9 protein-coding genes and 1 riboswitch are annotated in these 13863 nt (G+C 65.6%); of the genes, 4 read left to right on the top strand and 5 right to left on the bottom strand.

Translation table 11 applies throughout. The features are described 5' to 3' along the window. Window positions 1-246 precede the first annotated feature (246 nt). Window positions 247-1809 carry a tetratricopeptide repeat-containing sulfotransferase family protein gene (locus DT603_RS03645; protein ID WP_162348498.1) on the top strand — a complete coding sequence of 521 codons (1563 nt, stop codon included), beginning with the start codon at window positions 247-249 and terminating at the stop codon, window positions 1807-1809. A gap of 32 nt (window positions 1810-1841) precedes the next feature. On the opposite strand, the gene DT603_RS03640 is transcribed toward DT603_RS03645, so the two are convergent. The 5 genes from DT603_RS03640 to ilvD form a co-directional block, all read right to left on the bottom strand. Next, window positions 1842-4595: a TonB-dependent receptor plug domain-containing protein gene (locus tag DT603_RS03640; protein WP_425500934.1), complete on the bottom strand. Its 2754-nt coding sequence runs from the start codon at window positions 4593-4595 to the stop codon at window positions 1842-1844. Window positions 4596-4871: 276 nt separating this feature from the next. Beyond that, the gene (locus DT603_RS03635) at window positions 4872-5555 is read right to left on the bottom strand and encodes a two pore domain potassium channel family protein (RefSeq protein WP_162348496.1); all 684 of its coding nucleotides are present in this window, start codon (window positions 5553-5555) and stop codon (window positions 4872-4874) included. A 99-nt stretch (window positions 5556-5654) separates the two neighbouring features. After that, window positions 5655-6248, bottom strand: coding sequence for a DUF4136 domain-containing protein (locus DT603_RS03630; protein ID WP_162348495.1), 594 nt, complete (start codon window positions 6246-6248; stop codon window positions 5655-5657). A 110-nt stretch (window positions 6249-6358) separates the two neighbouring features. Continuing rightward, complete coding sequence (thiC, locus tag DT603_RS03625; RefSeq protein WP_162348494.1) at window positions 6359-8236, bottom strand: phosphomethylpyrimidine synthase ThiC; 1878 nt, start codon at window positions 8234-8236, stop codon at window positions 6359-6361. Window positions 8237-8341: 105 nt separating this feature from the next. Next, window positions 8342-8441: riboswitch (TPP riboswitch) on the bottom strand. Window positions 8442-8444: 3 nt separating this feature from the next. Beyond that, a complete protein-coding gene (ilvD, locus tag DT603_RS03620; RefSeq protein WP_162348493.1) occupies window positions 8445-10328 on the bottom strand; it encodes a dihydroxy-acid dehydratase in 1884 nt (627 codons plus the stop codon). Between the two features lie 418 nt (window positions 10329-10746). Between ilvD and ilvC the strand changes: the two genes are divergently transcribed. Genes ilvC through DT603_RS03605 form a run of 3 tightly spaced genes read left to right on the top strand, consistent with a single transcriptional unit; the run spans window position 10747 to window position 13821 of the window. Further along, window positions 10747-11766, top strand: coding sequence for a ketol-acid reductoisomerase (gene ilvC / locus DT603_RS03615; RefSeq protein ID WP_162348492.1), 1020 nt, complete (start codon window positions 10747-10749; stop codon window positions 11764-11766). Further along, complete coding sequence (gene ilvG / locus DT603_RS03610) at window positions 11763-13532, top strand: acetolactate synthase 2 catalytic subunit (RefSeq protein ID WP_162348491.1); 1770 nt, start codon at window positions 11763-11765, stop codon at window positions 13530-13532. Before ilvC ends, ilvG begins: the two co-directional genes overlap by 4 nt. Continuing rightward, on the top strand, window positions 13516-13821 hold the full coding sequence (locus tag DT603_RS03605; RefSeq protein WP_162348490.1) for an ACT domain-containing protein: 306 nt from the start codon (window positions 13516-13518) through the stop codon (window positions 13819-13821). Before ilvG ends, DT603_RS03605 begins: the two co-directional genes overlap by 17 nt. Window positions 13822-13863: the final 42 nt, after the last annotated feature.

Here is a 13863-nt window from a genome sequence, read left to right as displayed (position 1 = left end):
ATGTAATCCTAACGCAGCTTCATCTGCCTGCTGGCCGAAGTACATGTGCCGTAGGTCCCGGTCCTGCAGATTGACTCGCCTGTTTATTTTTCTCGCTGGCATTGGACAGGGCGCCTTCCGCCCGCTGCCTGCTACCGGCACCGGCAGTGCGGCACGCAGTTACTACATCCCACGTATGGGCCCTGCCTTGATAGCGGCCAGGCTGGAGACGTTAATGCAGCGATGTCCAGCACGCCAGCCAGGTGCATGACTCCCGCCGAACAGGCCACCTGGGCCGAGGCCCAGCGCCACGTCGCGTCGAAACGCTGGGACCAGGCCACCCTCCTGTTGCAGGGCTTGCTGCGCACCCACGCCGATGCAACGCCCGTGCGTCTGCTGCTGTCCGCCGTGATGTTGGCCCAGGGCGGTGTCCGCGGTGCCGCCGCGCAACTGGTTGCCTGCCTGCCCACGTTGCCGGCGGACCTGCCGCAGATCTGTCGCGTGGCGCAATCACTTTCCAGGCTTGGCGAAACCGTCGCTACGCTTTCCTGCCTGGCCCATCCGGAAATCGAACGCAGCCAGGACGGCCAGGCACTGCTTGCCCTGGCCCATGTGCAGCAGGGTCTGGGCCAGCACCGGCAGGCACTGGCGCTGATGGAACGCGCCCGCCAGGCAGGACTGGACAGCGCCGATTTCCTCTATTTCCATGCGCTGCAACTGCAGTTCAACGGCCGTATCGACGAGGCCGAGACGGAACTGGAGGCGTGCCTGGCCAAAGGCACCCGATTTGGCCGCGCCTCGCTCACCCTGGCCCGCCTGCGCACGCAGACGGCCGATCGCAACCACCTGGATGCAGTGCAGGCGCGACTGGCAGCGGTGACTGCGGACAGCGAGGACCACGCCGCGCTCGAATTCGCGCTGTACAAGGAGCTGGATGACCTGGGACGCCACGACCAGGCATGGGAGGCACTGCAGCGCGGCAACCGCATCATGCATCGGCGGTTGGGTTATGACGCCGCTGCCGGACAGGCCCTGGTCGATGCCGTGATCGAACACTTCCCCGGGCCGGTGCGTGCGGCCCAGCCGGCAGACGATGAGGGTCCACAGCCGATCTTCATCGTCGGCATGCCACGTTCCGGCACGACCCTGCTCGAGCGCATTGTCGGCAACCACCCGCAGGTGGCCCCGGCGGGCGAACTCAACGATTTTCCCAGGCAATTGCGCTGGACTGCCGATCGCCACGGGCATGCCGCGCTCGACCTGCCACTGCTTGCCGCCAGCCGCACGCTGGACGCGGCGCTGCTGGGAAGGCGCTACCTGCAGCAGACCCGGTGGCGCGCAGGCGGACGCAGGTATTTCGTGGACAAGCTGCCCCCCAACTTCATGCTGGTCGGCTTCATCGTCCAGGCCCTGCCGCGCGCCAGGATCCTGCACATGGTCCGCGAACCCATGCAGGTCTGCTTCTCCAATTACCGCGCGTTTTTTGGCGACGCCCACGTCTACAGCTACGACCCCGTGTCGCTGGCCCACCATTACCGCCAGTACCGTCGGCTGATGGCGCATTGGCATGCCGTCGCACCGGGCTCCGTGCTTGATGTGCCCTACAAAGCACTGGTGCGCGACACCGCCGCGACCGCGCGCCGCGTGCTGGATTTCTGCGGCCTGCCTTTCGACCCCGCCTGCGTGGACACGACCGGCAACCAGGCACCGGTGGCGACCCTCAGCAGCGCCCAGGTGCGGGCGCCGATCCACCAGCGCGCGCTGCAGGAATGGCACGGCTACGCGAATGCGCTGGAACCACTGCGGCTCGCTTTGGCCGGCCTGGATTGAATCGGGGCCGGATGGCGGCCCGGCTCATTCAATCAATTGGTCCCGAAGTCGATGCGGTACTGCACCCAGAACGCGCGCCCATAGCCGTTGTAGGCAAAGATGTTGTAGAACGGCGGCGCGAAGCCCTGCGAGCCATCGTAGGTGGGATCGAACGGCGGCTCGGTGTTGAGCACGTTGTTGACGGTCACGCTCAGCGTGCTCTTGTCGGTCACGTCGTAGCTCACGCTCATGTTGTAGAGCATGTGCGGGCCGACCTTGCCCTGGCTGGTGCCCGGGGTGGTGTCGATGCCGAACTGGGCGGCGTAATTGGGCGTGGAGCCGTAACGGATGCCGTGCACATTGGCCGACCAGGGGCCCTTGCTCCAGCTGATGTCGCCGGTCAGCACGCTCTTGAACTCGGCGCTCAGCGCCTGCTGTGGCGACAGCAGGTCGTTTTCGGGATCGCCCGGGAAAGTCACGGTGGTGTGGTCCAGGGTCAGGTTGTAATCCAGCCCGAATCCGAATTCGCCCCAGTTGCCCCAGTCGAAACGCGCGCTGCCACCGGCGGTGATGCCGCTGATCTGCTCCTCGGCGATATTGATCGCCTTGATGGTCACCAGTTGCACCGTCTCGCTGAGCAGCGGGTTGGCGTTGAGCGGTCCGCGCTGCACCCGTGACAACGCGTCCACGCAAGTGGGCGAATTGATGTCCAGGCGCCCCTGGCGACATTCGTTCTCGTCGAACAGCGTGCGCGAGAAGGACTGCGGCAGCACCTCGTCCTCGATCCTGACGTTGTAGTAGTCGGCGTGCAGGGTGTGGCGCTCGTTCGGCGACCACACGAAGCCGAACCCGTAGGACTTCGCATTGATCGACTTCAGGTCGGGGTTGGCCACCTGGATGCCTTCCAGTGAATTGCCTTCGAAGGGACAGTTCGGGTTGGGGCCGTAGGTCTCGCACTTGTAGTAATCGGTCTGCTGCGAGAAGAAGCCGTTGCCGCCGGTGAACACGTAGCCCATGTCCGGGGCGCGGAACGCGGTGGCGTAGTTGGCGCGCAGCAGCAGGCTTTCCACCGGCCTGAATTCCAGGCCCACCTTGTAGGTGCCTTGGGCGTCGGAACCCGCGTGGATGTTCTTGTAGGAGTCGTAGCGCCCCGACAGGCTTGCAGTGAGGGTCTTGAGCAGCGGGATGCTGAACTCCACGCCGACCGCGCGATTGGCGCGGTTGCCGCTGCCGCTGGTGCCGCTGAGACCGAAGTAGGCATCGCCGCTCACGCCCGGATCGACCGGGTTGTTCCAGTGCTGGTAGCCGAACTGGACCACGCCCGCCACCCCGACCGCACCGGCCGGCAGCCGGAACAGCTCCGGGTTGGTCAGCTGCACGTTGAAGCTGTGCGTCCAGGTGTCCGAGTTGTTGCGCAGGTTGCCGGAGAAGGCACGGAACTGCTCGGGCGTGATCGACTGGTAGAACGCCTGCTTGTCGGGCTCGTAGATCGGATAGCCGGAGGTGGTGCCCAGCTGCGGGCCCAGGAACTGTTCCTGGAAGAAGGCATCCATCTCGTCGACCAGCGGCCACAGCTGGTCCGACTTCACCTCGTAGCCGGAGCGGCTGTAATAGAGGTCGTAGTCCCAGTTCGAGCCGGTGATGGTGCCGTTGAAACCCAGCGCGAGGTTGTAGGAGCTCGAGTCGGTGGTGTAGTTGGTGACGCCCTGCTCCTCCGGCGAAAAGATGTGCTGGTAGGTCTCCAGGGTCTGCTCGGCCTGGTTCCAGATGTAGCCGCCCGTGCCGGCGTTGTAGTTGGGGATCCAGAAGCGCGATCCGGAATCGTTCTTCGCCTTGTTCTTGCCATACAGGACGCTGGCGTAGAAGTTGGCGTTGTCGCCCAGGCGGTAGGTCGAGTTGAAATAGGCCGACACGCCCTCCTCCTCGTTCAGCAGCGTGGCAAAACCGGGCTGGGCGCGGCTGCCGCAGAAGAAGCCGCGGCCGGGCCGGAAATCGCGGATGGTGGTGCCGCCGAAGTTGGCCGCCACGTTGTCGCAGCCGGTGCCCGGCTCGTCGTACTGGCCGGTAATGCCGTTGAGGATGATGAAGGTGCGGCTGCCGTAGCGCAGGTCGGGATTGGGATTGTCATCGGTGGTGTCGGTGAAATCCCGCTGCCGCATGTAGATCGGATCCTGGTGGCTGTATTGCAGGCCGAAGGTGAGGTCCAGGTTGTCCCAGCTCTTGCCGCCGGTCAGCTGCAGGCGCTGGTTTTCGCCGCCGCCGTCGGAATAGCCACCCAGCCGCGCGTCGAGCTGGATGCCATCCAGGTGCTTCTTCAGGATGATGTTGACCACGCCGGCAATGGCCGCCGATCCGTAGATCGAGGACTGGTTGCCCGGCAGTATTTCGATCCGCTCGACCATGGCGGTGGGAATGCTGGTCAGGTCGGTGAAGTTGCTCTGCCCGTTGTACAGCAGCGGGTAATCGGCCAGCGGGCGGCCGTCCATCAGGATCAGGGTGAAGCTGGGCGACAGGCCAAGCAGGCTGATGGTGGTGGCGTTGGGAGTGAAGCCGGAGAACTGGTTGTCCTGCACGGCACCGGTGGCCAGCGGCTGCGCGCGCAGTACGTCGGAGACGTTGCGGAAGCCTTGGCGCTGGATGTCCTCGGCGGTGATGGTGACCACCGGTGAGGCGGTCTCCAGTTGCACGCGGGGGATGCGCGAACCGGTGACCAGGATGCGGTCGAGCTCGGTCGGGGCCGCGGCGGGCTGGTCTTCGGCGCCGGGCTGGTCAGGACTGTCTTCCTGCGCACGGGCAGTAGCGGCCACCAGCGGCCAGGCCAACGCACTGCAGATGGCGGTTGCCAGGAGTTTGCGATGCACGTGGATTCCCTCTGCCCGCGTCAACGAGTCATGGTCGAGTCCCCGTACGATGTCATGCAGACAGGCGGCCGCTGTTGATCGCGGTTGTTGCAGTTGTTGGCGCCGATTGTCGCGATTGCCTTGAATTTAACGTCCGCACCATGGGAAACCGCAGCTGCGCACCGTCACGTGCGGTGGGTACCGGGTGCCGTGCAGGCCGGGTGCGGTGGAGGCCGCGTGCCGCTAGCCGCCCTTGCGCTCGCGGGTGACGGTCAATCCGATCAGGCGCGAGACCACCAACGCGATGTACATCACCCCCGCGAAGGATTCCAGCATCACCAGCGCACGCGCCTCGGGCCGGACCGGGACGATGTCGCTCAGCCCGACGCTGGACAGCACGCTGAAACTGAGGAACAGCAGTTCCATCCAGCTGCGCGGCAGCTCCGGATTCACCGCGGCGATGAAGCTGCCCGGATACCACTGCTGGCAGACGGAAAAGGCGAACGCGAACGCCCACGCCAGCAGGGTGAAGGTGGCGCCGGCCGCATACAGTTCGTCGCGGGTGACCTCGTGGTCCTGCAGCATGTACGCGGTCAGGCTGGCCGCGGTATAGAAATACAACGTGCCTTCCAGCAGGTGCGCATAGACCAGCAGGCCCGGCAGCTGTCCCCACACCGAAAGCAGGGACATCACCACCGCCGGCACCGCGATGCACCAGGCGATCCAGTTGATCGAGGCGCTGCGGTTGACCACCCACAGCGCAAGAGCCAGGACCACCATGCCGAATGCCCCGAACAGCGCGCGCCCGGCATCGGTGTCTTCCATGGCCGGATACAGCAGCACGCCCAGCAATTGCACCGCCAGCAGCAGCGCCGACGGATGCCGCCGCGCGGTTACCCACCATCTGAGACGTTTGAAAGATGTCATCGGCGCACCTGCTTCATGAGCCGCTAGTAGACCACGCGGTGCAGGCGCGCCACCCGCCCTGCGCCGGACCAATCGCCGGCACAGGATGGCTGGCGCCGATCAAGGCGTCGCCGCGGCGGCCTGTCCCGCGCGATACGGATAGCGCGCGAAGATCTCGGCCATGGTGGCGTCGATGCGCGCCGCCCGTTCGTCGGGCTTGAGCCTGGCCATCCGGCCCACCGCGATGCCTTCCCACACCAGCCGGTTTTTCTGCCGGTCGACCAGGTCCACGTTGAGCGTGCCTTCGGTGTACTGGCTCACATGGGTCTGGTCATGCCAGTACGGAACGGCGAAATAGCTGCGCGCGCGATAGCTGTAGTAGTAGTTGTAGTCGACCGTCGGAATGGTGCTGACGTCGGTGCGTTCCTGCATGTAGGCGTTGAGGTTCACCCACAGGTCCGGCTGCGTGGCCGTGTAGGTGTATCCGCGCGACTCCAGCTGCGCGCGTGCGGCCGCCTTGATGCGGTCGGTGGTGGGCGTGGCATAGCCCTCCTTCTCCAGCGCCAGCGGCGTGTAGAAGCCGAAGCTGCGGTAGCTGCCGAAATCCGCTTGCGGATCGGCTTCGCTGCTGATGCGCGGCCCGCTGGCGCAGGACGCCAGCACCAGGGCCAGCGCTGCCAGTCCCGCGAGGGCAAGACGTCTTTGAAACTTCATGTCCGATCTCCCGTGCTTCGTGTTGGGCCTGAACCTAGCACTGGTTCATTTGCCCTTGGTGAAGGTACGCGGGAGGCCGGGGCACGGTCGCAGCCGCGCCCCGGGCTCATTCAGCCTTGCCGGTACACCTGCGCGCCCTGGGCCCGGAACTCCGCCGATTTCTCGGCCATGCCTTCCTCCAGTGCCGCGGTTTCTTCCACCCCATGCTCGGCGGCGTAGTCGCGCACGTCCTGGGTGATCTTCATCGAACAGAAATGCGGACCGCACATCGAGCAGAAATGGGCCAGCTTGTGCGCGTCCTTGGGCAGGGTCTCGTCGTGGAATTCCTTGGCCTTCTCCGGGTCCAGGCCCAAGTGGAACTGGTCCTCCCAGCGGAACTCGAAGCGCGCCTTGGACAAGGCGTTGTCGCGTACCTGCGCGCCGGGGTGGCCCTTGGCCAGGTCCGCGGCGTGGGCGGCGATCTTGTAGGCCATGATGCCGTCTCGCACGTCCTGCCGGTTGGGCAGGCCGAGGTGTTCCTTCGGCGTCACATAGCAGAGCATCGCCGTGCCGAACCAGCCGATCATCGCCGCGCCGATCGCCGAAGTGATGTGGTCGTAGCCCGGGGCAATGTCGGTGGTCAGCGGCCCCAGGGTGTAGAACGGCGCCTCGCCGCATTCGGCCAGCTGCTTGTCCATGTTCTCCTTGATCATCTGCATCGGCACGTGGCCGGGGCCTTCGATCATGGTCTGCACGTCGTGCTTCCAGGCGATCTTGGTCAGCTCGCCCAGCGCTTCCAGTTCGCCGAACTGGGCTGCGTCATTGGCGTCGGCGATGCAACCGGGGCGCAGGCCGTCGCCCAGCGAGAAGGCCACGTCATAGGCCTTCATGATTTCGCAGATGTCCTCGAAATGCGTGTAGAGGAAATTCTCCTTGTGATGGGCCAGGCACCACTTGGCCATGATCGAACCGCCGCGCGAGACGATGCCGGTGACGCGTTTGGCGGTCAGTGGCACGTGGCGCAGCAGCACACCGGCATGGATGGTGAAGTAGTCCACGCCCTGCTCGGCCTGTTCGACCAGGGTGTCGCGGAACAGCTCCCAGGTCAGCTCCTCGGCGCGGCCATCCACTTTCTCCAGCGCCTGGTAGATCGGCACCGTGCCGATGGGTACCGGCGAATTGCGGATGATCCACTCGCGGGTTTCGTGGATGTGCTTGCCTGTGGAAAGGTCCATCACCGTGTCGCCGCCCCAGCGGATCGACCAGACCAGCTTCTCGACTTCCTCGGCGATTCCGGACGACACCGCGCTGTTGCCGATATTGGCGTTGATCTTGGTCAGGAAGTTGCGGCCGATGATCATCGGCTCGCTTTCGGGGTGGTTGATGTTGTTGGGCAGGATGGCCCGGCCGCGGGCGATCTCGTCGCGCACGAATTCCGGAGTGATGAACTTCTGGATGCTGGCGCCGAAGGATTCGCCCGGGTGTTGCTTCAGCAGCAGCGCATCGCGCACCGCGTCCAGGCGCTGGTTCTCGCGGATGGCGACGTATTCCATTTCCGGGGTGATGATGCCCTTGCGCGCGTAGTGCATCTGGCTGACGTTGGCGCCGGCCCTGGCCACGCGCGGCAGCGTGCGCGCCGGGAAGCGCACCGCATCCAGGCGGGCGTTGGTTTCGCGACCGCGTCCGAATTCTGAGCTGAGCTGTCCCAGCAGTTCGGTATCACCGCGCTCCTCGATCCACTTCGCGCGCAACGCCGGCAGGCCGCTGCGCAGGTCGATGCGCGCGTCCGGGTCGGTGTAGGGACCGGAAGGATCGTAGACGGTGATCGGCGGATTTTCTTCGCCACCGAACAGGGTCGGCGTCTGCGACTGCACGATTTCGCGCATCGCGACCTGCACGTCGGGGCGCGAGCCCTGCACGAAGATCTTGCGCGAGCCTGGAATGGGCCGGGTCACGGATTCGGAAAGCTGGTCGGTCTGCTGCAGCAGCGAGGAAGGCAGTGCGTTCATGGCGTTCGTCCAAAGGGCAAGGGGACGAAGCGGCGGCGCATGGACTGCACGTGTGGGAGGGGCTTGAGCCCCGACGCTTTCGGCGCCGGCCCGAGCCTGTTCCATTGCGCATCCTGCGAAGCTTCCTACGCCGGTCTCAACCGGATCAGGTTCGAAGGGACTGTCTCAATCACCGGCCAGGCCGGCGATACCCCCGCTTCAGGGCGGATTAGAACACACCCCACAACGGGGTGTCGGGCCCGCGCGGCGCCAGCCCGCCCTCCAGCAAGGCCTTGTCGCGCACAGCGCCCTTGTCGGCACTGGTGGCCAACAGGGCGTAGGCCTTGAGCGCGGTGGTGACCTTGCGTGGACGCGATTCGACTGGTCTCCAGCCATTGGCGTCCTGGCCCGAGCGGCGCACGGCCAGCTCCTCCTCGGAGACCAGCAGATTGATGCTGCGGTTGGGCAGGTCGATCAGGATGCGGTCGCCCTCGCGCACCAGCCCGATGGCGCCGCCTGCCGCCGCTTCCGGTGAGGCGTGCCCGATGGAAAGGCCGGAGGTGCCGCCGGAAAAACGCCCGTCGGTCAGCAGCGCGCATTGCGTGCCCAGTCCCCTGGATTTCAGGTAACTGGTCGGGTAGAGCATTTCCTGCATGCCCGGCCCGCCCTTGGGACCTTCGTAGCGGATCACCACGACGTCGCCGGCGGCCACCTCGTTGCCCAGGATGCCCTTGACTGCCGCGTCCTGGCTTTCGAATACGCGCGCGCTTCCTTCGAACACGTGGATGGATTCATCCACGCCCGCGGTCTTGACCACGCAGCCATCGACGGCCAGGTTGCCATACAGCACGGCCAGGCCGCCTTCCTGCGAATACGCGTGTGCGACATCGCGGATGCAACCGTCGCTGCGATCGACATCCAGGCTCTTCCAGCGCGCCGACTGGCTGAAGGCGACCTGCGTGGGCACGCCGCCGGGACCGGCCTTGAAGAAGGTGTGCACGGCTTCGTCACTGGTCTGGGTCACGTCCCACTGGGCGATGGCTTCGGCCAGGCTGCGGCTGTGCACGGTGGGCACCTGCGTATGCAGCAGTCCGCCGCGCGCCAGTTCGCCCAGGATGGAGAAGATGCCACCGGCCCGGTGCACGTCTTCCATGTGGTACTTCTGGATGTTCGGCGCCACCTTGCACAGCTGCGGCACCTTGCGCGACAACCGGTCGATGTCGCGCAGGTCGAAGTCGATTTCCGCCTCCTGCGCCGCGGCCAGCAGGTGCAGGATGGTGTTGGTGGAACCGCCCATGGCGATGTCCAGGGTCATCGCGTTCTCGAAGGCCTCGAAGCTGGCGATCGAGCGTGGCAACGCCAAGGCATCCTCGCCGCCATACCAGCGGTGGCACAACTCCACCGCCACCCGGCCCGCGCGCAGGAACAGCTGTTCGCGATCGGCATGCGTGGCCAGCGTGGAGCCGTTGCCCGGCAGGGCCAGGCCCAGCGCCTCGGTCAGGCAGTTCATCGAGTTGGCGGTGAACATGCCCGAGCACGAACCGCAGGTCGGGCAGGCACTGCGCTCGTATTCGGCGACCTTGGCGTCCGATGCGTTCTCGTCGGCCGCCACCACCATCGCGTCGACCAGATCCAGGCCGTGTTCTGACAGCGTGGTCTTGCCCGCCTCCATCGGCCCGCCGGAAACGAATACGGTAGGGATGTTCAGGCGCAATGCCGCCATCAGCATGCCAGGCGTGATCTTGTCGCAATTGGAAATGCACACCAGCGCATCGGCGCAATGCGCATTGACCATGTATTCGACCGAGTCGGCGATGATCTCGCGGCTGGGCAGCGAATACAGCATGCCGTCGTGGCCCATGGCGATGCCGTCGTCCACGGCGATCGTATTGAACTCCTTGGCCACGCCGCCTACGCGCTCGATCTCGCGCGCCACCAGTTGCCCGAGGTCCTTCAGGTGCACGTGCCCGGGCACGAACTGGGTGAAGGAATTGGCGATCGCCACGATCGGCTTGTGGAAATCCTCGTCCTTCATGCCGGTGGCGCGCCACAGCGCGCGCGCGCCGGCCATGTTGCGGCCGTGGGTGGAAGTCCTGGAGCGGTACTCGGGCATGGGCCTGCGCGAACGTTTCCGTTCGGGATATGGGGGCATTGATACTGCCTCGTTTTCATTGTTTCGGTTGCAACTATCGGGGTTTCATCTGCAACCATCTGCGCGCCTGTCCGCACTAGAATCCGGCCTGCGTTGGTGTGCTTGACAAGCCCGCGAACCCATGTTCCTCTAACCCTATGTTGCAACTGCACACACCCACGCAGGACATGCCTGCACGAGACCGACGCGCCGCCACTGCGGCCGCGCTCTTGGTACTCGTACTTATTACCTCGCCAACCGGAGCGGGACGAACAGGCGTGTAAGCAGCAGCAAACGCCGGATTCGCAAAACCCCGCCCTGAGAAGTGCGGGGTTTTTTGTTTTCAGAGCCTGCATAAATTTCCAACCTTTCCTTCAACCCTTCCTGGAATCCAAGCGCAATGACCAGCACCCTTCCCAGCATCAAGATCGCCACCATCGGCTACGGCAGCCAGGGCCGCGCGCATGCGTTGAACCTGCGCGAGTCCGGTTTCGATGTCACCGTCGGCCTGCGTCCGGGCGGGCCGACCACGGCCAAGGCGCTGGCCGATGGCTTCGTGGTCAAGAGCCCGGCCGAAGCAGTGAAGGACGCCGACCTGGTGGCGGTGCTGACCCCCGACATGGTCCAGCGCAAGCTCTACGACGAAGTGCTGAAGGACAACCTCAAGCCGGGTGCCTGCCTGCTGTTCGCGCATGGCTTGAACGTGCACTTCGACCTGATCAAGCCGCGCGAGGACATCGACGTGGTCCTGGTCGCGCCCAAGGGTCCCGGTGCGCTGGTGCGACGCGAATACGAGATCGGCCGCGGCGTGCCCTGCATCTACGCCGTTCACCAGGACAGGAGCGGCAATGCCGAGGCACTGGCCCTGGCCTACGCCGCCGGCCTGGGCGGCGCGCGCGCCAACATCATCAAGACCACCTTCAAGGAAGAGACCGAGACCGACCTGTTCGGAGAGCAGGCCGTGCTGTGCGGCGGCGCCTCCTCGCTGGTGCAGGCCGGCTTCGAAACTTTGGTGGAAGCCGGCTACCAGCCGGAAATCGCCTACTACGAAGTGCTGCACGAACTGAAGCTGATCGTCGACCTGTTCTACGAAGGCGGCATCACCCGCATGCTGGAATTCATTTCCGAGACTGCCCAGTACGGGGACTACGTCAGCGGCCCGCGGGTGATCGACGCCGGCACCAAGCAGCGCATGAAGGACATCCTGACCGACATCCAGGACGGCACCTTCACCAAAAACTGGATCGCCGAATACGAAGCCGGCCTGCCCAACTACAACCGCTTCAAGCAGGCCGACATGGATCATCCGATCGAAGCGGTGGGCAAGAAGCTGCGCGCCAAGATGGTGTGGCTGTCGGCCAACGCCGCCCAGCCCGATGCCGATGACGCGACTTCAACAGACAAGGCCGCCGCCGCATGAACGCCAGCGCCGCCGCAGCCCCACGCAACGGCGCACGCTGGCTGACCCAGGCGCTGGAAGCCGAGGGCGTGGAAACATTGTTCGGCTACCCGGGCGGCACCATAATGCCGTTCTACGACGCCCTGGTGGATTCGAAGCTCAAGCACATCCTGGTGCGCCACGAGCAGGGCGCGGCACTGGCCGCCAATGGCTATGCGCGTGCCAGCGGCCGGGTAGGCGTGTGCGTGGCGACCTCAGGCCCCGGCGCGTCCAACCTGGTCACCGGCATAGCCGATGCGATGCTGGACTCGGTGCCGATGGTCTGCCTGACCGGCCAGGTCGCCACCCACCTGATGGGCACCGATGCGTTCCAGGAACTGGATGTGTTCGGCCTGACCCTGCCCATCGTCAAGCACAGCTACATCGTGCGCCGGGTGGAAGACCTGCCCGAAGTGGTGCGTGACGCCTTCCGCATCGCCCGCGAAGGACGGCCGGGCCCGGTGCTGATCGACCTGCCCAAGGACGTGCAGGTGGCCGATGCCTCGCACCTGCCCGACCACGTGCCGGCGGACGTGGAACTGCCACCGGCGCCATCGCAGCTGGCACTGGCCGAAGCGCTGGCGGCAATTGCCGCGGCCGAGAAGCCGGTCATCTACGGCGGCGGCGGCATCGGCCTGGCCGGCGCCACCGACGTGTTCCGCGAATTCGTCGAAGCCACCCGCATCCCCACCGTGCTGACCTTGCGCGGCCTGGGCGCCCTGCCCGGCGGCCATCCCGACTACCTGGGCATGCTGGGCATGCATGGCACCCGCGCGGCGAACATGGCGGTGCAGGAATCGGACCTGTTGATCGTGGTCGGCGCGCGCTTCGACGACCGCGCCACCGGCAAGCTCGCCGAATTCGCGCCGTTCGCGCGGGTCATCCACCTGGATGCCGACGCCTATGAAATCTCCAAGCTGCGCACCGCCAACATCGCCGTGCCCGGCGACGTGGCCGCCGGCCTGCGCGCCCTGGTCAGTGCGCGCAGCAGCTGCGACAGCATTGCCCAGGAAAGCTGGCGCAAGCGCTGCCGTATGCTGGGCGACAAGCACGGCTTCCGTTACGACGCGCCGGGTTCGGACATCTATGCACCGGCCCTGCTGAAGCGCATGACCGAACTCGCGCCGGACGATGCCATCGTTGCCTGCGATGTCGGCCAGCACCAGATGTGGGTGGCCCAGCACTGCCGCTTCAACCATCCGCGCAACCATTTGACCAGCGGCGCACTGGGCACCATGGGCTTCGGCTTGCCGGCGGCGATGGGCGCGCAGTTCGCCTGTCCCGACCGCACCGTGCTGCTGGTCAGCGGCGACGGCAGTTTCATGATGAACGTGCAGGAGCTGGTGACGATCGCGCGTTGCCAGCTGCCGGTGAAGATCGTGCTGCTGGACAACAGTTCGCTGGGCATGGTGCGGCAGTGGCAGGAACTGTTCTTCGCCAAGCGCTACAGCGAGATCGACCTGTCCGACAATCCCGACTTCGCCGCCCTGGCCGAGGTGTTCGGCATCCGCGCGCGCCGCATCGACCGCCGCGACCAGGTCGAGGATGCGCTGGTGGACCTGCTGGCCCAGCCCGGTCCCGCGCTGCTGCACGTGGCCATCGACATCCGCGCCAACGTGTGGCCGCTGGTGCCGCCCAATACCGCCAACAGCACCATGCTGGACAACAACCCCGCCGACGCCCGCCCGGCCGATGCCGATGCCGAAGCCAGCGAACGCACGGAGCACGCACATGCGATATCGGCTTGACCTGGTCCTGAAGCCTGCCGAAGGCGCACTGACCCGCGTCATCGGCATGGCCGAACGCCGCGGTTTCACCCCGCACTCGATCAACGGCCGCAACGCCGACGGGAACGGCGGCTGGCGGGTGGAACTGGTGGTCGACGGCCAGCGCCCCGCCGAGACCCTGCGGCTGCAGATGCTGAAGGTGTACGACTGCGTGTCGGTGGAGATCACGCCAGTTGAGATCGCGCCAGTCGAGATCACGCCGGTAGAAGTCGTGCCGATGGAAAGCGCTATGGCGGAGGAGGTTTCTTGAAGATCAAGGGCAAATCCCCCCTGCCCCCCTTTTTCAAAGGGG

The sequence above is a fragment of the Pseudoxanthomonas gei genome, assembly GCF_010119615.1.
Classification (GTDB): Bacteria; Pseudomonadota; Gammaproteobacteria; order Xanthomonadales; family Xanthomonadaceae; genus Pseudoxanthomonas_A; species Pseudoxanthomonas_A gei.
This window is presented reverse-complemented; position numbering and strand designations above follow the sequence as displayed.

What these genes read in the sequence shown, in the direction of transcription:
- thiC (WP_162348494.1), bottom strand. Translation starts at nt 8,236, where the DNA reads ATGAACGCACTGCCTTCCTCGCTGCTGCAGCAGACCGACCAGCTTTCC.
- DT603_RS03630 (WP_162348495.1), bottom strand. Translation starts at nt 6,248, where the DNA reads ATGAAGTTTCAAAGACGTCTTGCCCTCGCGGGACTGGCAGCGCTGGCC.
- DT603_RS03605 (WP_162348490.1), top strand. Translation starts at nt 13,516, where the DNA reads ATGCGATATCGGCTTGACCTGGTCCTGAAGCCTGCCGAAGGCGCACTG.
- DT603_RS03635 (WP_162348496.1), bottom strand. Translation starts at nt 5,555, where the DNA reads ATGACATCTTTCAAACGTCTCAGATGGTGGGTAACCGCGCGGCGGCAT.
- ilvC (WP_162348492.1), top strand. Translation starts at nt 10,747, where the DNA reads ATGACCAGCACCCTTCCCAGCATCAAGATCGCCACCATCGGCTACGGC.
- ilvG (WP_162348491.1), top strand. Translation starts at nt 11,763, where the DNA reads ATGAACGCCAGCGCCGCCGCAGCCCCACGCAACGGCGCACGCTGGCTG.
- ilvD (WP_162348493.1), bottom strand. Translation starts at nt 10,328, where the DNA reads ATGCCCGAGTACCGCTCCAGGACTTCCACCCACGGCCGCAACATGGCC.
- DT603_RS03645 (WP_162348498.1), top strand. Translation starts at nt 247, where the DNA reads ATGACTCCCGCCGAACAGGCCACCTGGGCCGAGGCCCAGCGCCACGTC.